This window comes from Thermophagus sp. OGC60D27, assembly GCF_052400625.1.
In the GTDB taxonomy this organism is placed as follows: Bacteria; Bacteroidota; Bacteroidia; order Bacteroidales; family Marinilabiliaceae; genus Thermophagus.
The window spans coordinates 169,910-189,334 of record NZ_JBQTGH010000010.1 but is presented as its reverse complement, the minus strand read 5'-3'; the positions used below and the strand labels follow the sequence as shown (position 1 = coordinate 189,334).

Here is a 19,425-nt window from a genome sequence, read left to right as displayed (position 1 = left end):
CAGAATCATCCCCTCCAAACTACTGAAAATTGGTATCGAAAAAAAAGGATGATAAGAATATGATCAATTTCAATTGTCACAAAAGAACCTGTATGAAACACATTGCCATGCTATTCCATCAGGCTAATGAATGAGATAAATTTTATACGGATAAAAAATAAAACAGCAAGCCGGATAAACTTTTTTAGGTATAACCCCTTCTAATAACTATTTTTGTCATTGAATAACGTTTGACATACCAACAAAAAAATAATTAAAAGAGAAATAGAATTAAGACCAACAACATGCAGCTGAACTTAAAAAATCCCATCGTATTTTTTGACCTTGAAACCACCGGCATCAATATAGCCAACGACCGTATTGTAGAAATCTCAATCCTGAAGATCAACACCGACGGATCGGAGCAAACCAAAACCCTTCGCATTAATCCCGAAATGCCCATCCCCAAAAAATCTTCCGAAATTCACGGAATTTATGATAAAGATGTGGCTGATGCTCCCACCTTTAAAGAAGTGGCTCGACAACTGGCGGCTTTCATGGAAGGATGTGATATTGCCGGATACAACTCCAACAAATTCGACATTCCTTTGTTGGCGGAAGAGTTCATCCGTGCCGAGGTGGATTTTGATATGACCAAACGCAAATTCATCGATGTACAAACCATCTTCCATAAAATGGAAAAAAGAACGCTGGAGGCTGCATACAAATTCTATTGTAACAAAACGCTGGAAAATGCGCACAGTGCCGAAGCCGATACCCGTGCCACCTACGAAGTGCTGAAAGCACAGCTCGACCGGTACAAAGAATTGAAAAACGACATCGAATGGCTGTCCAAATTCTCATCCCACAATAGAAACGCAGACTTCGTTGGACGCATCATCTTTAATGAAAACGGTGAAGAGGTCTTTAATTTCGGAAAATATAAAGGACAAAAAGTAACTGAAGTGCTGCAAAAAGATCCCGGTTATTACAGCTGGATGATGAATGGGGACTTTCCGCTTTTCACCAAAAAAGTGCTTACCAATATTAAGTTGAGAAGCGCATTTAATAAAGGATAATTTAGGCGATTAAGCTATGGGATTGAGGAGTCAGAAGCTGAATTATTGGATATATGTAGATATAAATGGAAACATATAGAAATTAGTGGTTGGAAGGCTTAATGTCAGAAACCTGAAACAATATTAAAATCTACACCTACAACCTATATCTGTTTATTTCCACTCATATCAATTTATTTCTGTCTAATATCTAACATATGGCTTCCGTCCTCTGGTAGCTCAAAACTCATATTCCGGATATATCCGGCCGGTAACTTAGATAATTTATATAAAGATGAAGATACTTTGTATAGGACGAAACTATGCCGACCATGCGCGGGAACTCAGCAATCCTGTTCCTGCGGAGCCGGTAGTTTTTTTAAAGCCCGATTCGGCGTTGTTGCGCAATAACGATCCCTTTTTCATTCCCGATTTTGCCAAGGCTTTTCATCACGAAGTGGAAATAGTGGTTCGCATCAACCGACTGGGAAAAAATATTGAAGAACAATTCGCCCATCGTTATTACGACGAAATAGGTTTGGGCATTGACTTCACCGCCCGTGACCTTCAGGAAAAACTGCGGCAGAAAGGCCTTCCATGGGAGAAAAGTAAAGCCTTCGACAATTCAGCGGTAATATCCAAATTCGTCCATAAAGATCGTTATGTCGATCTCAACAATCTGAATTTCCACCTTGAAGTCAATGATGAAGTACGACAAAAAGGGAACACATCAGATATGCTTTTCTCCATTGATCGCATCATTGCGAACGTATCCAAATATTTCATGCTGAAGATTGGAGACCTTATTTATACCGGTACGCCGGCAGGCGTGGGGCCCGTAAAAACCGGTGACCGCCTGAAAGGATTCATCGAGGATGACCTTTTCTTCGATTTCATGGTTAAATAGAGGAAGCCAGAAGACAGACTACTTAGATATATAGAAATAAATGGAAATATATTGATAAAAGTAGCTTGATGACTTTAGTTTGGAGGCCAGAGGCCGGAAGCCAGAGGTCAGAAATCATTAAAGGATATAAATGGAAATAAAGTAGAAAAATATTTCACAGAAACATTCTGTTAAAATTAGCACATCAATCACCTCAATCTCTTCAATCTCTTCAATCTTTTCAATCCTAACCGCCTAATGACCTTTTTTAGCCCCGGAGAGGCGACAGAGAGGTAAAACAGAAGCCTGCCCCCTCCCTCACCCCCAGCCCCTGAAGGGGGTATGCCGGCGCACAGAAGCCGGAAGATAGAAGCCGGAAGCTAAAAGCAAGCTCATCGACACAAACTAGTTCTTTCTACCTATTTCTATGTACATCAATTTATTTCTAATTATATCTATTTATATCTAAATATATATACCAGAATCAACTATCTATATCCATTTATTTCTATTTATATCTACTCATATCTAACATCTGTCCTCTGTCCTCTGGCTTCTGTCTTCCTGCCTCTCAGTGCTCGTGACTGGTTTCCTCCTTCTTAAGGTCGGCCAAAAGATAGTAGGCATTATTCATAGCCACTTTGGTATCGTCCGCTATTGTCTCCATAAGTTTGATTTCAGTATATCCGCCGGCTTGTTTGCCGGTTATCACTTCCACCATTCTAAAGGGATAGGCAGGATCACTCTGGTCGTCATCCCCCTCATGATCATCCCCGGATTCAGCATCGCCATGCAATTCCATGCTATGGTGCTCATGATCGTCAGGATCAATGGATTCATCAAGAATAAAAATGTAGGATTTTGTTCCTTCCACAACTACCGCCTCGTCGGGTAAGGCTACCACACGACCGGCATCGGCATAAATACTTCCCGAGGCATACATCCCCGGCACCAGATGTCCGGGATTTTCATCCAGACTGGCATGAATATGAATGGAACGAGAGTCACGGTCCAGCTCCTTTCCAATGGCAAAAATGGTGGCACTAAATTCCTCATTGGACAGGCCGGCAACTTCAAATTTGACCGTTTGTCCTTCTTTCAACAAATGAAGGTCCTTTTCATATACAATAAAGTCGACATGTATTTCACGATTATCGGTAATTCTGAAGAGTATATCTTTTGCATCCACAAAAGTTCCCAATCGAATATTCACATCATTAACGTAGCCGCTGAGGGGTGAAAGAACAGAAATGGTTGCGGAAATATTTCCGTCTTGAACCGCATCAGGCGACAAATTCAGCATCCGTAATTTAATTTTTAACCCCTCGAACTTCGCTTTAAGGGTGTTATATTCCGATTTCACCCTCTGGTAGTCTTTACCAGCGGTTACATTTTTCTCAAACAACTCCTTTTGGCGAGCATATTCTTGCTCCAGGAACTCCATTCGAGAAGCGGTTTCTATAAAATCTTCCTGAAGAGAGATGTAATCCGGATGTTCCAAAAAGGCCAGCACCTGACCTTTCTGCACTTTGTCACCATGAAACACTTTTATCTCTTTCACATTACCACCCATTATAGCGGTTACGTCGGCACTGGCTCCGGGGGGAACCTCCAGCTGTCCGTTGGTTTTCACAAGGGTATTAAGGTTTCTTTGTTGAAAGCTGCCCAGTTCCAGATCGAGGGCTTTCATCTGCTGCTGCGTCAACATTACCACTCCTTCCGGACCGTGATGTTCATGTTCGTCATGATCATGATGATGTTGAGTCGTATAACCGCCCCTATGGCACGATATCATTGTTATAAGAGCAATCCCTATAATCGATTTTGTTATCATATTCCTGTCTTTTTGCTTCAATAGTTCGTGTTTTGATAATGCACTTCTCCTAAAACTCCACCCTTCACCCCATCAAAGATTTGGGGAAGAAGGGGCCGAAGTTGCAGATTACTGATTGCTGGTTTCGAGTATCTGGTTGCAGCTTCGCGTTCTGTCACTGTTCCTCAGCTTTCCGGATTATTAGAGACCAGAAGCCGCAAGTCAGAAAACAGAGACAACGAAACATGGAACCAAATAAACCTGCCTCGTCCTGATTTTTGTTTTCTTTTTCTGAAAAATCTATTTTAGGACAAGTCACTATTCTCCAGCCAAATAATTTAACCGGGTAACCACCTCATAGTATTCGACCAATCGGTTGAGATATTGCTGACGAGTAGAAATAGCGGCTTCCATGCTGCGGATAAACTGTAAATAATCGATATCGCCCAATTTATACCCCAGGATGGCTGCATTCATTTGCTCATCAGCCAGAGGAAGCGCCTCATCCTCATAAAAATCCAAAACATCGGACATCGATTTGTACCGATTCACCAACTGCTGCCAAACAGTGTTGACCTCCCGCTCTTTTTGACGATACTGCTGACCCGCCATTTCATAATTTAACCGGGCAGCTTTGATCTTACCCATCCGCGAGAAAAACAACAATGGCATCGAAATACCGGCTTCCCACGCATAGAAGCCCAACTCTCCGTCAACCTTTTGTCGGGTATATCCCACATCGAGCTTGGGTAAAAGCTGGGTTCGTTCCACTTTCCACGCCGCATTCGAGACACTGACCTCTTGCCGGTAAAGTCCCAGAATCAATGAATTCCGTAATGAATCACCACGGATAAGGTCTCCCCACACTTCAGCCCGAGAAGCATCAGCCTCTGCAACATCCATAATGTGAGGATACATCAGATATTGATTCAATTCATGCAGGGCCGCATCATAGGCGCTCTTAGCTTCTTTAATACCCACTTCCAATTCTTTATATTTCGCCTTAGCAGCCAGATATTCTACTTTGGAGGTTTGGTGTGTTGAGAAACGGGCTTCTGCCGCTTTTAAAAAATTACCATACACAGAATCCAGTTGCAGACGTAATTGCCACTGTTTTTTGGCCAACAAAGCATTGTACCAGGCTGTGCTCACATCGCGCACCACCCTTTTTTCTGTGAGGCGGCTCTGTGTCTCTGCCAGATTCACCTTCGATTGGTGGAGTTTACTTTTTGCCGGGATGCCCAACAGGTCGATCCCGGATTGTGAAACCCCTATGGTATTGTATATACCTGAAGCGCCATTGCCCACTTCCTCTTTACCGGTAAAGAGCGAGGTAGTACCCAGATCCAATGCGGTCACTTTTAAGGCCTTTTGCTTTTCCACTTCCAGACGCGCAGCTTTGATGGAAGGATAATTCTCCTTGGCTCGTTCAAGCGCCTCTTCAAGCGTTATCACACTCTGTTCCTGAGCGATTACCCGGACTCCAAGACCCGAAAATGGCCAAACAACCATTAGCAGAACAACTATTTTCTTTAACATGATTCTATTCATCAGTATAAAATTAGGTTAAATCATTGGTCTGATGGAACTCGCATGATCTTAAGTTTTATACATTCTCTTGTTGTGACAAACTTAGTTGGTCATGCTCGTTTCATTCGTATAAAGTTAAACTAATTAATTGTTCAAATGGAACTTACAAGACAAAGATTTACACATTCTCTTTTGTGATAACTAATTAATCAAACGTGTTTCTTTTTTTCTACCATTTTATAAAGGATCGGTAACATCACCAAGGTCAAAAAGGTAGAAGTAATCATCCCTCCTATTACCACGGTAGCCAACGGACGCTGTACTTCGGCGCCTGCCGATGCCGAAATAGCCATTGGAAGAAATCCCAAAATATCCGTTGAGGCGGTAAGAAATATGGGCCGCAACCTTCGTATTGCTCCCTTTTGAATGACCTCATCAAGTTTCCATTTCCCCTGGCGTCTTAGTTCGTTAAATCCGCTGATCAACACCAAACCATTGAGCACCACGACGCCAAACAACACTATGAAACCTATGCCTGCCGAAATACTAAAGGGCATACCTCGCAGATAGAGAAACACAATTCCGCCCACTGCCGCAAAAGGAATGGCCATATAAATCATCAACGTTTGTTTCAACGATTGCACAGCAAAAAAGACCAATACAAAAATGAGTATTAGAGCTAGAGGCACCACCAACGTCAGTCTTTTCGTCGCTCTTTCCAGATTTTCAAAGGCTCCCCCGTAACGAATATAATATCCGGGTGGCAAATCAAGCTTCTGGTCCAGAATCTGCTGTATTTCCTCCACCAATGATTTCACATCGCGTCCTTCCACATTGATGCCCACATAGATGCGTCGGTTGGTATTGTCGCGGCTGATCTGCATGGGACCCGGCTGATAGTTGATTTCTGCCACTTCCTTAATCGGAACCTGAAGTCCGTCAGATGTTCTGACATAAAGATTTCGGATATCGTCAATACTTTGGCGGTGAATATCATCCAAACGAACCACCAGTTCATACATTCGTTCCCCTTCAAAAATAACCCCTGCTGCCCTGCCACTAAAAGCGGACTCCACCACATCATTCAATTCCCTGATATTCAACCCATATTGTCCCAGTTTGGTTCGATTGTATTTCACAGTGATCTGAGGCAATCCGCGGGTCGCTTCTGCTTTCAATCCGGCCACCCCTTCTGTTCCGGCAATCAGACGGGTTATCTCCTCTGCTTTGTCGGCCAGCACTTCCAGATCTTCCCCGTAGAGCTTAATGGCGATATCTTCCCGAATCCCGGTCAACAACTCATTAAATCTCATCTCTATAGGCTGTGAAAATTCATAATTAATGCCCGGCAATTCATATAACTTCTTCCGCATTTTTTCTATCAATTCCTGCTTTGTCTCTGCCTTCGTCCATTCATTCTCGGGCTTAAGCAAAATAAAAACATCTCCTATATCAATGGGCATGGGATCAGTAGGAACATCTGCAACCCCTATCCGGGTTCGTGCCGAGGCCACTTCATCAGGAAATTCATCAAGCAATAATTTCTCTATTTTGGTGGAAGCACTGACCACATCCGTCAACGAAGTGCCGGGTTTCAAAAACATGTGCATCGCCAGGTCGCCTTCGTCCAACTGAGGAATAAATTCAGCTCCCATCCGTGAAAAAAGAACCCCTCCCAATGCTAAAATCACCAGAGCAGTGCCGATCATTAACTTCCCATTCTCCAAAGCCCACGATAATAGCGGTTGATACCACTGTTCCAGTCGGCGAATGAATCGATCACCCACCGTTGCCTTTTCTGTTTTGGGAGACCTCAACACCAGGGAGGCCATCATCGGAATATAGGTAAGACACAATAACAAAACCCCTAACACGGCAAATCCAAAAGTTAATGCCATCGGTTTAAACATCTTTCCTTCAATCCCCTCCAATGCCATCACAGGAAGAAAAACGATCAGGATTATGACCTGTCCGAAAAAGGCCGAATTCATCATCTTACCGGCTGAACGTCCGGCAATCTCATCCCGTTGTACAGACGGTATGTTCTTCCCGATCAACTCCTTTCGATGCAGGTAAAAAATCATACTTTCCACAATGATAACGGCACCATCCACCAAAATTCCAAAGTCTATGGCACCCAAGCTCATCAGATTGGCCCATACCCCAAAAATTTTCATCATAATAAACGAAAAGAGCAAAGCCAAAGGAATGGTGGAGGCCACAATCAGTCCTCCGCGTAGGTTACCCAAAAAGAGTACCAGAACAAAAATCACGATCAATGCCCCCAGCGAAAGATTTTCAGCCACCGTAGAAGTGGTGCTTTTTATCAGTTTACTGCGATCCAGAAAAGGCTTTATTTCTATGCCTTCCGGTAAAGATTTCTGGATTAAGGCCATACGTTCTTTAACTTCTTTAATCACGTCGTTGGAGTTTTCACCTTTGAGCATCATCACAATACCGCCCACAGCTTCTCCTTTGCCATCCTGAGTAAAGGCACCATAGCGTATGGCGCTGCCGAACCGCACTTCCGCCACATCCCGGATAAATACCGGATGTCCGTTGACCTTAGCTACCGGGGTGTTACGAATATCATCCAACGAGCGCATCAACCCCTCTCCTCTGATGAAATTGGCCTTATGGTTTTTCTCTATGTATGCTCCTCCCGTATTTTGATTGTTGTCCTCCAAGGCCTGAACAATATCACCAATGGTGAGATCCATACTTCTCAATCGATTGGGATCGATCGCCACTTCATATTGTTTCCCGTGGCCACCAAAAGAGTTAACTTCCACAACACCAGGCACCATGGCCATTTGTCTTTTAACGATCCAATCCTGCATGGATCGTAAATCCATATCACTGTATACCGTATCATAGCCGGGCTGTACTTCCAGTGTATATTGATATATTTCTCCCAATCCGGTACTTATGGGTGAGATAAAGGGCTCACCCAGTCCCTCGGGGATCTTCTCCTTGATCTCATTCAGTGCTTCACTCACCAGCTGACGTGGAAGATAGGTCCCCATATTATCCTCGAATACGATGGTTACCACCGACAGGCCAAAACGTGATATAGAACGTATCTCAGTGACCCCCGGCAAATTGGCCACCGACAGCTCCACCTGATAGGTTACAAAATGCTCGATATCTTCGGTTCCCAGATTAGGAACCGTGGTAATGACCTGCACCTGATTATTGGTGATATCCGGTACGGCATCCAACGGAATCTGTGTCATCGACCAAAAACCACCAACGACCAGCCCCAAAACCATAAGGCCGATCAACATCTTGTTTTTTATTGAAAACGATATTATTCGGTCAATCATTTAATCTCAGTTTATTTATTTAAATAAAGCAAGTGACTCCATAGCTGCCCTAGACGCAGCTATAGGAAAAGGCGTTTCCTGACTTTTTGAAATACAATAGGAGCTTGGCGCCCTATCCGGCAGCGCTTCTTTGTCAAGATAAATTAAGTAGTAGGGTGATAATCACCGGCCGAAAATACGATAGATGACCCGGACATGCGACCGGTTAAGCCCGAGGTGGGGCACGAAGGCTACAGCCGGATATATAAATGGGTCCCGGAGAAAAAAGAATTTCAAAGGAATAAGAGAGAGGATATCCGACTAATGGAGCTAGATTGATTTCCTGATCGAGGTAATAGTAGATAATAGAAATCAAAGGCAACGACTGAATATCCTGCCGTGGCGCTCTATCCTGCCCAACCAATGTATTAAAGGCATGGCAATGATGCAAAGGATTTTCGGGTCGCTGATCTTGCGGCAAATTCTCGCAGCAGCAGGTGGGTGACGAATCAAAACAGTCGAAATGATGATCATGCGGTATGACAGCATGCGCCAATATGATCAGCCCTGCCGACATAAATAACAACCAACCGATATATTTACCTTTTGCCTTCACCCAAACAAATCTGTTCTTTTCTAATATTATGAAGCACAAAGATAAAAATAAAGTGAATATTACCGCAAAATCAATCTAATTCATAAGCGTCGCCCTTTCAACCATTCCACTCCCCTTTATTGGCGAGTTCCCAACGGGTGCTGACGGTTTTCCAGTTAACCACCTTCCAGAAATTATCGACATATTCCCCTCGTTTGTTTTGGTATTTGAGATAATAGGCGTGTTCCCAGACGTCCAGGGCCAGCAACGGAATACCACGCTCGGGGGAAATATCCATCAACGGATTGTCCTGATTGGGTGTTGAGGTGATTTTCAGATTCTTATCGTCATCCATATAGAGCCAAGCCCAACCGCTGCCGAAATGTGATTTGGCCGCATTGCCAAATTCGGTCTTGAAGTTGTCGAACGACCCGAAACTCTTCACCAATGCATTCAGCAATCGTGCCGAGGGCTCACCTCCATCAGGCGACATATTCTCCCAAAACAGACGGTGGTTGTAATAACCGCCCCCATTGTTCCGAACCGAATCGCCATATTGAGATACTTTTGCAAAAACTTGAGGCATAGGCATATTAACCAGGTCGCCTCCCTCTATGGCCTTCATGAATTTGTTGTAATACCCCCGGTGATGCTTGTCGTAATGCAACTCCATGGTCTGAGCATCAATATAAGGTTCCAGGGCATCGAAGGCATATCCCAATTCCGGGAATTGATGTCCGCTAAACGAAGCGCTTCCTGCCCCTGCGGCCAATGATGAAACACTGCTATTGCCTTTTTGACTCTTCGGGATACAAGAGCCCAGGGCTGCCATTCCCAAAAGCGATAAAAAATGACGTCGTTCCATAACTATTATTTTTCCTGGTAATTTTTTATACAATAATAAAAACAGGCTATTATACAAAATTGTTCGAAAATCATAATAATTCAAAGATGGTAGATGGTAGATGATAGATATAAGATGTTAGATATAAGTAGAAATAAATGGAAATATGTGGATATAGATAGTTGATTCTGGTCGATATATTTAGAAATAAATTGATATAATTAGAAATAAATAGATATACATAGAAATAGGTAGAAATAACTAGTATGAGTCTATGAGCTTGCTTTTAGCTTCCGGCTTTTGTGCGCCGGCACACCCCCTTCAGGGGGCCGGGGGGTGAGGGAGGGAGCTGCCCTCCGGCTTACCGCTCTGTTGCCCCTCCGGGGCTGAAACAGGTCATTAGACAGTTAGGATTGAAGAGATTGAAGTGAATGAGGTGATTGAGGTGCTAATGTGCTAATTTTAACAGAATGTTTCTGTTAAATATTTATCTACTTTATATCCATTTATATCCTTTAATGATTTCTGACCTCTGGCTTCCGGCCTCTGACCTCCAGACTAAAGTCATCAAGCTACTTATATCAATATATTTCCATTTATTTCTATATATATCTATGTAGTCTTTCTTCCGGCCTCTGCGCGCCGGCATACCCCCTTCAGTGGGCCGGGGGGTGAAGTACGGGGCTTGCCTCGGACTAATGCATTCCATCTTCTTTCCAAGACTACTGACATTTACAATCTATTTCTTTACCTTTACTCTATTGGCATCGACCTATAATAAGTAAGACCGTGTGGTCAGAGGCCAGAGACCGGACAAATGGCAGTGGGCAGATGTTATATATAAATGAAACGAACATGGCGACTTTTTGCCACAAAAGTACATGTATAAATTTGACTAAGCCATGCGAGTTCCATCCAGCCAATAACTTAGATAATTTTTATACGGAAGAATATTTATAGAAATAAGCAGATATAAATTCAATCCACTAAAACCAGAAACTCTGAAAAAACAACTTAACTAAAATTTATTCCGATGAAACGAGCATGGCGACTTTCTGCCACAAAAGAGCATGTATAAAATTGGTAAAGCCATGCGAGTTCCATCCAGCCATTAACTTAGAAAAATTTTATACGTATGAAATTCAAGCAAGAAATAGAGATTAACAAACCCAGAGAGAAGGTTATTGCCTATTTTGACAATCCCGAAAACCTGAAAAAATGGATGAAAGGCCTGATAAGCATTGAACCCGTCAGCGGTGAACCAAAACAAGAAGGTGCAAAATCTTTGCTGAAGTTTAAGATGGGAAAACGGGAAATGAATATGACCGAAACCATCCTGGTACATAACTTACCCGATGAGTATACCCTCAGCTATGAAGCCAAAGGGGTTCACAACATCGTTAAAAACAGATTTGTCAAACTTTCCGACAACAAAACAAAATATATTGTTGAAAATGAGTTTCAATTCAAAGGCTTTATGAAGATAATAGGTTTCCTGATGCCTTCGTCATTTAAAAAACAGTCGTTAAAATATCTGAATGACTTTAAGAACTTTGCTGAAAAAAATTGAGGACAGAGGCCGGAGGTTAGATGTTAGATAATTAGATATTAGATATAAGTAGATACAAATAGAAATAGGATAGATATAAATAGATATAGGTAGTTTGTGTACTGGCTTCTGGCTTCTGGCTTCTGGCTTCTGGCTTCTGGCTTCTGGCCTCTGGCTTCTGTAAAATCATTTTTTCAAATAAAAAATTTCCTATATCTTTGTTCGCTAAATAACGAACAACAAGGCTCCCATGCGCGGGGGTCGCCAGGGAATGGCAGGACCCATTGAACCATTCGAGGCCGCAGCTGCTGAAAACGGGAAAAATCATTTGTTGCCAAAAGCATTATCAATTCATTGCAAATACATTACAGTATGAGTGAGCAAGTATTAACCGACAAACAAAAAAAGATGGCCCGGTACGCCAAAGCATTGGCACATCCCGTACGCTTATATGTGATGGAATTACTTTCGAAGCAAAGTTGCTGCTACAGCGGTGACCTGACCGACGACCTACCCATCGCCAAATCAACCCTTTCGGCGCACCTTAAGGAATTAAAGAACGCCGGATTGATTCAGGGCGAAATTGAAGCACCAAAAATTAAATACTGCATCAATAAAAAAGGGTGGGAAGAAGCAAAAAGTATGTTCAAAGAATTTTGGTCATTATAATTTTTTATTACTTTTGTTCGTGTTTTTACGAACAACGAATTATCAACCATATAAATTAAAAACTATGGATATCAAAGTATTAGGAACAGGTTGTCCCAAGTGTAAAACACTGGAAAAACTCACTCGCGATGCCGTGGAAGAACTGGGTATCAACGCCCAAATCACAAAAGTTGAAGACATCATGGAAATAATGAAGTACAATGTAATGAAGACACCGGCCCTGGTGGTTGATGGCAAAGTGGTGGTTAAAGGAAGCATTCCTTCGTATGATGCACTGAAAAAATTATTGAGTTAAGGTATTTCAATTATCCATTGACCATTTCAGGCAATTACTAAAGTCATGTAAAATCAATTCATCCAATAACCTAAAAACTTAGACGTATGAAACGAGTATTAAGCACTCTCACCTTTTTAATGATGCTGACGGCGGTGTCGTTGACGGCCCAATGTTGCAGCAGTGCCGGTGCCAATAAAAACAAGAGCAACGATACGGCATCGGAAGCAGCGGCCAACATTTCCGACGTAAAAGTTTACTATTTTCATTTTACCCGTCGCTGTGTTACCTGCCAGTCGGTTGAAAAGGTGGCTCAGGAAGCCCTTACCGAAACCTTTGGCGATGCCGTTCCCTTTCAATCGGTTAATGTTGAAAAGGAAGAAGCAAAGACATTGCTTGAAAAATTCAAAGTAAGTGGTCAGGCATTGCTCGTGGTTAAAGGTGACAAAGTGGAAAACCTCACCAATTTTGCTTTCATGAATGCCAGGACCAACCCTGACAAACTGAAAAATAAAATAGCGGAAACGGTTAAATCTCTTTAAAAGCCACCTATATGGAATTTTTACAGAGCATCCTGGAAAATACAGAGATTCCGTTCTTTACTGCATTTATTCTGGGGCTGATGACAGCTATCAGCCCTTGTCCTTTGGCCACCAACATTACGGCCATCGGATTTATCAGTAAAGACATGCAAAATCGTCGACGCGTCTTTATTAATGGATTGATTTACACCATTGGGCGGAGTATTACCTATACCCTTATCGGTTTAATATTCTTTTTCGGTGCCAGTCAGTTTAAAATAGCCGGCTTCTTCCAGTCGTGGGGCGAAAAGTTCATTGGCCCGTTACTGATTATCATAGGCCTGCTGATGCTGGATATTATCAAAATAAAGCTGCCGGGGCTTAGTACCCTCACCGACCGCATGGAACAACAATCGGGGAAAAGCTTCCTGGGCGTTCTCTTGCTCGGAATCGTCTTCGCCTTAGCCTTTTGTCCCTACAGCGGTGTGCTCTACTTTGGCATGCTTATACCCATGACCATCACCAGCGTCAGCGGACTCTATTTGCCCATTATTTTTGCTTTGGGAACAGGTATTCCCGTCATTATTTTTGCCTGGATTATTGCTTTTTCCATCAACTCCATCGGAAACACATACAATAAATTAAAGACCTTTGAGATATGGTTCCGCAGGATTGTGGCACTCTTGTTCATTGGCGTGGGAATCTATTATTCCGCGTTGTTATTCATGTAAAAAAACGTTTTTAACGTTTTTTTTACCGACACTGTTCGTCAAAACACGAACAATAAAAAATCTGAATGATTATTTGAAAATCAAATAAATATTAGAAAATAAAACCATGGAACTAAAAAAAGAATTGAAAATTTTGGGTTGGATAATAGCCATTTTTTTGGTTGCCTTTTTTCTGCCATTGGACAGTTCCCGCTTTCAGGAAGCCATAATGGCAACGTTAGACCTGACCAAATGGTATGCCCGAGAGCATGTAGTGCTTTGTTTATTGCCGGCCTTCTTCATTGCCGGGGTCATAGCCGTTTTCATCAGTCAGGGTGCCGTCATGAAATATTTTGGTGCCAAAGCCAAAAAGTGGGTGGCCTATACGGTAGCCTCTGTGTCGGGGACTATCCTGGCGGTTTGTAGTTGTACCATATTGCCACTATTTTCCAGTATACACAAACGCGGGGCAGGCCTGGGGCCGGCCATAGCCTTTCTCTACAGCGGGCCGGCCATCAACATTCTGGCCATAATACTAACCGCCCGCATTCTGGGCATTGAAATGGGTATTGCCCGAATTATTGGCGCGGTGACTTTTGCGGTGATCATTGGTTCTATCATGTCTTTCATCTATCGGAAAGAAGAGAAAGCCAAGAAAGAAGAACAAATGAATTTTCCGGATATGCCGGAAGAGCGGCCCATGTGGCAAACGGCGTTTCACTTTTTTACTTTAGTATTAATTCTGGTATTTGCCAACTGGGGAAAACCGGGTGATGATGTGACCAGCGGCGGCTGGTACTGGCTGTGGGCCAATAAATGGTATATCACCTCATTCTTTTCTATTTTATTGCTCTTTTCACTCATTTTCATCCTTAAGCTACCCTGGAAAAAGGTATTGGTCGGCGCCGTCATAACCGCTGCCGCGGCATTTACCACCACGTCGCCATTGGTACCAATGGTGGTCGGTATCGCTGCTTTAAGCCTCATAACCTTAACCGACAAACAAGATGTGAACCGGGAATGGACCTTATCCACATGGGATTTTGCCAAACAAATCATGCCGTTACTCGCTCTGGGCGTAGTGGTGGCCGGCTTCCTGCTGGGCTCGACCCACGATGATACCGCCATCGCCGGCATTATTCCCAACCAATGGATTTCCAGCCTAGTAGGTGGCAACTCGCTTTTTTCCAACTTCTTTGCATCCATCGTAGGTGCCTTCATGTATTTCGCAACGCTTACAGAAGTGCCCATCCTTCAGGGATTAATGGCTGCCGGAATGGGCAAAGGTCCGGCTTTGGCCCTCTTGCTGGCAGGACCTTCACTCTCATTACCCAACATGCTGGTTATCAGAGGTGTGATGGGAACTCGTAAAACCATAACCTATGTGGCCCTCGTTGTCGTGATGGCCACCATTTCGGGCCTTATCTTCGGGGCTCTGTTCTAATAAGCGAAACTTTCGCATAACGAGCCTGGCACTCTTTGCCAAAAATTTTTTTAGTGGTTAGTGCTTTGTCAGTAGCTAATAGATTGAGGGGATTGAGAGGATTGATGAGATTGGTGAGATTGAAGGGATTGAGGGGATTGAGGGGATTGAGGGGATTGATATGCTAAACAGCCTCATGACTAATGACAAATCACTAACCACTAACCTTTAATGATAAACCAAGTTAAAAATGAAACGTTTACCCATATTACCCATTCTTTTTTTACTCACCCAAATAGTTAGCGCACAAAAAGAAAATGAACTGTTACCCGGGTTAACACCTATCGTGCAGGTTTTTGGAACCGCCAATTACAATGTGGACGATGGTGTTGCCGGCTATAGCTTTGGCCGCGCCCACCTGGGCTTTCAATATCGGTTTAACGAGAAATGGTTTGGTAAAATTGTCATCGACCGGGGCCAGCCGACAACCGTAGGCGATATCACGGTTACCGATACCGATGGCAATAATCTGATGGTTTCCAACACCTCATCCGAAGGAAGTGCTTACACCATGTGGCTTAAATTTGCCAGTCTTACCTGGCAAGTCAACGACCACCTCTCACTGGAAGGGGGTGCCCTACTACAAAATCATTACATCACCCAGGAACGATTCTGGGGTATGCGCTATGTGGCCCAAACCTTTCAGGACCTGTATTGGCATATTCCCAGCACCGATTTAGGTTTCATGGCTCGCTATAAAATCAATGAAACCTGGGGGTTGGATGTTGCGGTGACCAATGGGGAAGGCTCCCGAAAGAAGCAAGACAGTGAAGGGACCATCAAAACGGCAGTTGGTTTGGATTTAATTCCTTCCGGAAAATTACATACCAGACTCTATTATCATCATTACCAGGCTGAAAAGTCGGACAATGAAAATGAGCAGATGGTCTCGGCATTTGCAGGATTTAAAAGCAGTCCTAAATTCAGAATTGGTGCCGAATACGATTATATGAGCAACCTCTCTCAGGTGAAGAATTTCGACAGTTACGGCTTTTCTCTTTTCGCTATTTACAGCCTAAACCCTTCTACCGATATTTTCGGACGATTCGACAACTTCAACTTCGACGTTCAGGAAAATACTGAAAATAACTATCGTCCCGACGGCAATGCGTTGATAGCCGGCATCTCGCACTCGCCCGTCAAAAAGGTCCGCCTATCGCTCAACTATCAAGGCTTTTTTTATGACGATAATATCGCGAACAGCAACAACATTAATCTCAGCATGGAATACAAGTTTTGAGATGGATGGTCAGAAGCCGGAAGACAGAAGTCAGAGAACAGAGGCCAGAAGTCAGAAGCCAGAAGCCAGAAGTCAGAGGCCGGAAATAAATAGAAATAAAAGAATATAAATTGAAATAAGTTGTTAAGTAGAAAAGTTGTTGCGTGCGATGGCATTCCCCCTTTAGAGGGTTAGGGGGTGAGCAATGAGGAGCATTTGAAGCCAGCCAGAGATTAGATGTTAGATTATAAGAAATTAAGGCTAGTTATTTCTTTTTATATCACCTTATTTCCATATATATCCCTGGAATTCTTACATCTTAAATCAAAAAAAATCTTACATCTTAGAATCTTATATCTAAATATCTAACATCTGCCCTCTGCCCTCTACCAGCCAAACCGCCTACCCCTCTATTTCCCCCGCCTTCTTCAGCGAATATTTGGATGCGATGGGTCCCAGCAATTCGTGGACAATGGCCGTGCCGATGACCACCGTCATGATAAGGGTCGAGAACGACTGAAATGCCGTTTCGTCCGATACCAGCAAGGCCAGACCGATCACGATACCACCTTGCGGCAGCAGACCCCCCGCCGTATATCGCTTCACCGGCCTGGAGATATTCAACATTGGTGAGGTACTTAGAATGCCCAAATATTTACCCAGGGCGCGGGCCACGATAAACAGAATCATTAAAGGGATATTGCCCGAAATCAACGATATATCCAGATGCAATCCCGACAAGGTGAAAAATATCACAAAAATCAGCTCCTCGGTATATCGCTCCACCACGCAAAAAACCTTGTCGTGCTGACGGTTGTAGTTGACCACCGTCACGCCCATGGCCAAGGTAGAGAGCAGTTCATCCACCTTTAAATACGACGAAGTACCGTAACACAGCATCAGGACACCCAGAATCATGACAATTAAACCGCCATCCGTCTCACGCTTAAAGATTCGTGTCAACAGGTTCAGCAAAAAGCCGAAAACAACCCCCAGCAATAGGGCCAGACCTATGTTTATCACCATCTGCACCAGGGTGGCCCCCAGCGACACCCCGGCATTTCCCATGAGGGCCCCGGCAAATGCCACCGACAAGGTGAACAGTACAATGCCCGCAATATCGTCGAAGGCAGCGATACCAAGCACCGTGGAACTCACCGGCCCGCGCGCCTTGTATTCGTCGATCACCGCCAGAGTGGCCGACGGATCGGTAGGCGCCGCCAGAGAAGCCAATATCAAACTGAAAGCCAATGAAAAATAGATGGAATCGAACAGGTGAAACACATATTCAACCGCCAAAAAGCTGAACAAAAAGACCAGCACATAAGCCATGATCGATTCCCCCAGCGTCATGATAAAATAATTTCGTCCTTCCTTCCTGATCTTCCCAAACGACAACGAACCACCGATATGAAACGTTATCACCGCCAACGATATGTTGATCAATGGTGCGCCCGCCTCGATAAATGTGCCGGGAACGATCCCCAGCACTTTGGGATTCAACAATATTCCTGCAATGATATATCCCGATATTCTGGGAAGAGATAGTTTGGTTACCAGTTCGCCCAGCAAAAAGCCGGAAAAAATGATTATGCCGGTGATTAGAAGTACATCCATCAGGAAAAGTGATTTTAGGTTACTTAAAAAATATACAAAACCTTAGGTATCGTAGATTGCCATGAAAGAAGAAAGAAATTGTTTAATCACAAAATTAAGAAATTAAGGCTTAACACCTAACATCTAGCCTCTGACCTCTGGCTTCCAATGACCAGGCCACCAAAACCACACTCTTTAACCGCCTAAAGCGCCAGAAAAAAGGGGCAATCCCACAAACCCGGGACTGCCCCTAAAGTTTTTTGCCTTAATGGGTTAAACATAAAAATAAAAGTGATGAAAGCAAGCATTAATTTTGTTCGGGTTCAACTTCCTCCTCTTCTTTGCCGCGCCGTGTTTGAGCGGCACGGGCAATGGCCATGGTCTCGGTAATGAGATGGTTGATATCCCGGATAAGCTGATTAAGGGTTTCATTTTCTTCGCTTTGGGCCAGCAGGTCGACCATGGCATAGAAGTTACGCAACGCCTGCTCCAGAGGTTTGCGCGTTTCGGTGAGCGTAACACGGTCAGGAATGTTGCTAACACTGCTTATTTTAACTGCAGTGAATGCGTCCTGAGCCTGTTCCAACTCCTCAAACCACGGGGATGTGGCCCCTATGGCATCCATCTGGTCTGCATGCTCTTGCTTTAGTTCCTCTATCATATTGGCATGCAGTGCCGTTTGTTTTTGGTAACCTAAATTCCAACTGCTCCACCCATACTTACGGATGACTTCCAAAATATCCTCAGCTGGTTCCGATACCGACACATCACGACGATGAGTGCAGGCTTCCACATATCCTCTGAACCCTAGGAAGGCTTCATCGCGCTCACTGTCTCTCAGTGCCTTTTCTTCGGTGTACGGGTTTTTGTCATCCCGCTGAAAGCCACGCGAGAAATCCTTGTGACATTGGTCCACATGCGACAAGAACGTAGTCAACGGGCCCTCCGGCAACTGTGCCGAATTAGCCAACGACAAAGTACCATCCGACAAGTTAAATAACTGGCCGGGTGTTAACAATGAATAATTGATTGTTTTAATTTTCATACACCTTGTGTTTTTTATTATTAAGGCAAAAAACTTTCGATGCTGATTACAACCTATCTTTTATCTATCTAAAAATTTTTAGGTTCAATTTCGGACGTCGATTTTCGACCTATATTTTTACAGATTCAATTTCGGACGCTGATTTTCGACCTGTAATTTTACAGATTCAATTTCGGCCGTTAATTTTCGACCTATAATTTTACAGATCCGATTTCAGCCGCTGATTTTCGACCTGTAATTTTACAGATTCAATTTCGGACGCTGATTTTCGACCTATAATTTTACAGATTCGATTTCGGCCGTCAATTTTCGACCTATAATTTTACAGATTCAATTTCGGACGCCGATT

Annotated in this window: 16 protein-coding genes; 9 read left to right on the top strand and 7 right to left on the bottom strand. The window is 43.5% G+C overall.

Annotated elements, in window-relative coordinates:
* Positions 1-284: 284 nt before the first annotated feature.
* Both ACT29H_RS13360 and ACT29H_RS13355 read left to right on the top strand, forming a co-directional pair.
* Positions 285-1,058, top strand: a complete 774-nt coding sequence (locus tag ACT29H_RS13360; RefSeq protein ID WP_444822141.1) for an exonuclease domain-containing protein — start codon at positions 285-287, stop codon at positions 1,056-1,058.
* Positions 1,059-1,332: 274 nt separating this feature from the next.
* Positions 1,333-1,944 (top strand): fumarylacetoacetate hydrolase family protein, encoded by a 612-nt coding sequence (locus ACT29H_RS13355; protein ID WP_444822140.1) that lies wholly within the window; start codon positions 1,333-1,335, stop codon positions 1,942-1,944.
* Positions 1,945-2,494: 550 nt separating this feature from the next.
* Here ACT29H_RS13355 and ACT29H_RS13350 read toward each other — a convergent pair.
* From ACT29H_RS13350 to ACT29H_RS13330, 5 genes are all read right to left on the bottom strand, one after another.
* Positions 2,495-3,757: an efflux RND transporter periplasmic adaptor subunit gene (locus tag ACT29H_RS13350; RefSeq protein ID WP_444822139.1), complete on the bottom strand. Its 1,263-nt coding sequence runs from the start codon at positions 3,755-3,757 to the stop codon at positions 2,495-2,497.
* Between the two features lie 297 nt (positions 3,758-4,054).
* Positions 4,055-5,287, bottom strand: coding sequence for a TolC family protein (locus ACT29H_RS13345; RefSeq protein WP_444822138.1), 1,233 nt, complete (start codon positions 5,285-5,287; stop codon positions 4,055-4,057).
* Between the two features lie 188 nt (positions 5,288-5,475).
* Positions 5,476-8,592 (bottom strand): efflux RND transporter permease subunit, encoded by a 3,117-nt coding sequence (locus ACT29H_RS13340; RefSeq protein WP_444822137.1) that lies wholly within the window; start codon positions 8,590-8,592, stop codon positions 5,476-5,478.
* Positions 8,593-8,797: 205 nt separating this feature from the next.
* On the bottom strand, positions 8,798-9,187 hold the full coding sequence (locus tag ACT29H_RS13335) for a hypothetical protein (RefSeq protein WP_444822136.1): 390 nt from the start codon (positions 9,185-9,187) through the stop codon (positions 8,798-8,800).
* 97 nt (positions 9,188-9,284) lie between these two features.
* Positions 9,285-10,031, bottom strand: coding sequence for a superoxide dismutase (locus ACT29H_RS13330; protein ID WP_444822135.1), 747 nt, complete (start codon positions 10,029-10,031; stop codon positions 9,285-9,287).
* Between the two features lie 1,114 nt (positions 10,032-11,145).
* Here ACT29H_RS13330 and ACT29H_RS13325 point away from each other — a divergent pair.
* The 7 genes from ACT29H_RS13325 (at position 11,146) to ACT29H_RS13295 (ending at position 16,456) form a co-directional block, all read left to right on the top strand.
* Positions 11,146-11,580, top strand: a complete 435-nt coding sequence (locus ACT29H_RS13325; protein WP_444822134.1) for an SRPBCC family protein — start codon at positions 11,146-11,148, stop codon at positions 11,578-11,580.
* Positions 11,581-11,931: 351 nt separating this feature from the next.
* Positions 11,932-12,228 carry an ArsR/SmtB family transcription factor gene (locus ACT29H_RS13320; protein ID WP_444822133.1) on the top strand — a complete coding sequence of 99 codons (297 nt, stop codon included), beginning with the start codon at positions 11,932-11,934 and terminating at the stop codon, positions 12,226-12,228.
* 64 nt (positions 12,229-12,292) lie between these two features.
* A complete protein-coding gene (locus tag ACT29H_RS13315) occupies positions 12,293-12,523 on the top strand; it encodes a thioredoxin family protein (protein WP_444822132.1) in 231 nt (76 codons plus the stop codon).
* A gap of 86 nt (positions 12,524-12,609) precedes the next feature.
* Entirely contained in the window at positions 12,610-13,044 is a 435-nt protein-coding gene (locus tag ACT29H_RS13310) for a nitrophenyl compound nitroreductase subunit ArsF family protein (protein ID WP_444822131.1), read from the top strand.
* An 11-nt stretch (positions 13,045-13,055) separates the two neighbouring features.
* The gene (locus ACT29H_RS13305) at positions 13,056-13,754 is read left to right on the top strand and encodes an aromatic aminobenezylarsenical efflux permease ArsG family transporter (protein ID WP_444822130.1); all 699 of its coding nucleotides are present in this window, start codon (positions 13,056-13,058) and stop codon (positions 13,752-13,754) included.
* Between the two features lie 106 nt (positions 13,755-13,860).
* Entirely contained in the window at positions 13,861-15,177 is a 1,317-nt protein-coding gene (locus ACT29H_RS13300; RefSeq protein WP_444822129.1) for a permease, read from the top strand.
* Between the two features lie 229 nt (positions 15,178-15,406).
* Complete coding sequence (locus ACT29H_RS13295; RefSeq protein WP_444822128.1) at positions 15,407-16,456, top strand: outer membrane beta-barrel protein; 1,050 nt, start codon at positions 15,407-15,409, stop codon at positions 16,454-16,456.
* 381 nt (positions 16,457-16,837) lie between these two features.
* Here the strand turns inward: ACT29H_RS13295 and ACT29H_RS13290 are convergent, their stop codons facing one another.
* Both ACT29H_RS13290 and ACT29H_RS13285 read right to left on the bottom strand, forming a co-directional pair.
* The gene (locus ACT29H_RS13290) at positions 16,838-18,052 is read right to left on the bottom strand and encodes a cation:proton antiporter (protein ID WP_444822127.1); all 1,215 of its coding nucleotides are present in this window, start codon (positions 18,050-18,052) and stop codon (positions 16,838-16,840) included.
* 286 nt (positions 18,053-18,338) lie between these two features.
* Positions 18,339-19,076, bottom strand: a complete 738-nt coding sequence (locus ACT29H_RS13285) for a DUF6261 family protein (RefSeq protein WP_444822126.1) — start codon at positions 19,074-19,076, stop codon at positions 18,339-18,341.
* Between the last annotated feature and the right edge of the window lie 349 nt (positions 19,077-19,425).

Bases quoted from the DNA above. Each gene is read 5' to 3' on its own strand.
- ACT29H_RS13360 (WP_444822141.1), top strand. From the start codon at position 285: ATGCAGCTGAACTTAAAAAATCCCATCGTATTTTTTGACCTTGAAACC.
- ACT29H_RS13355 (WP_444822140.1), top strand. From the start codon at position 1,333: ATGAAGATACTTTGTATAGGACGAAACTATGCCGACCATGCGCGGGAA.
- ACT29H_RS13350 (WP_444822139.1), bottom strand. From the start codon at position 3,757: ATGATAACAAAATCGATTATAGGGATTGCTCTTATAACAATGATATCG.
- ACT29H_RS13345 (WP_444822138.1), bottom strand. From the start codon at position 5,287: ATGAATAGAATCATGTTAAAGAAAATAGTTGTTCTGCTAATGGTTGTT.
- ACT29H_RS13340 (WP_444822137.1), bottom strand. From the start codon at position 8,592: ATGATTGACCGAATAATATCGTTTTCAATAAAAAACAAGATGTTGATC.
- ACT29H_RS13330 (WP_444822135.1), bottom strand. From the start codon at position 10,031: ATGGAACGACGTCATTTTTTATCGCTTTTGGGAATGGCAGCCCTGGGC.
- ACT29H_RS13325 (WP_444822134.1), top strand. From the start codon at position 11,146: ATGAAATTCAAGCAAGAAATAGAGATTAACAAACCCAGAGAGAAGGTT.
- ACT29H_RS13320 (WP_444822133.1), top strand. From the start codon at position 11,932: ATGAGTGAGCAAGTATTAACCGACAAACAAAAAAAGATGGCCCGGTAC.
- ACT29H_RS13315 (WP_444822132.1), top strand. From the start codon at position 12,293: ATGGATATCAAAGTATTAGGAACAGGTTGTCCCAAGTGTAAAACACTG.
- ACT29H_RS13310 (WP_444822131.1), top strand. From the start codon at position 12,610: ATGAAACGAGTATTAAGCACTCTCACCTTTTTAATGATGCTGACGGCG.
- ACT29H_RS13305 (WP_444822130.1), top strand. From the start codon at position 13,056: ATGGAATTTTTACAGAGCATCCTGGAAAATACAGAGATTCCGTTCTTT.
- ACT29H_RS13300 (WP_444822129.1), top strand. From the start codon at position 13,861: ATGGAACTAAAAAAAGAATTGAAAATTTTGGGTTGGATAATAGCCATT.
- ACT29H_RS13295 (WP_444822128.1), top strand. From the start codon at position 15,407: ATGAAACGTTTACCCATATTACCCATTCTTTTTTTACTCACCCAAATA.
- ACT29H_RS13290 (WP_444822127.1), bottom strand. From the start codon at position 18,052: ATGGATGTACTTCTAATCACCGGCATAATCATTTTTTCCGGCTTTTTG.
- ACT29H_RS13285 (WP_444822126.1), bottom strand. From the start codon at position 19,076: ATGAAAATTAAAACAATCAATTATTCATTGTTAACACCCGGCCAGTTA.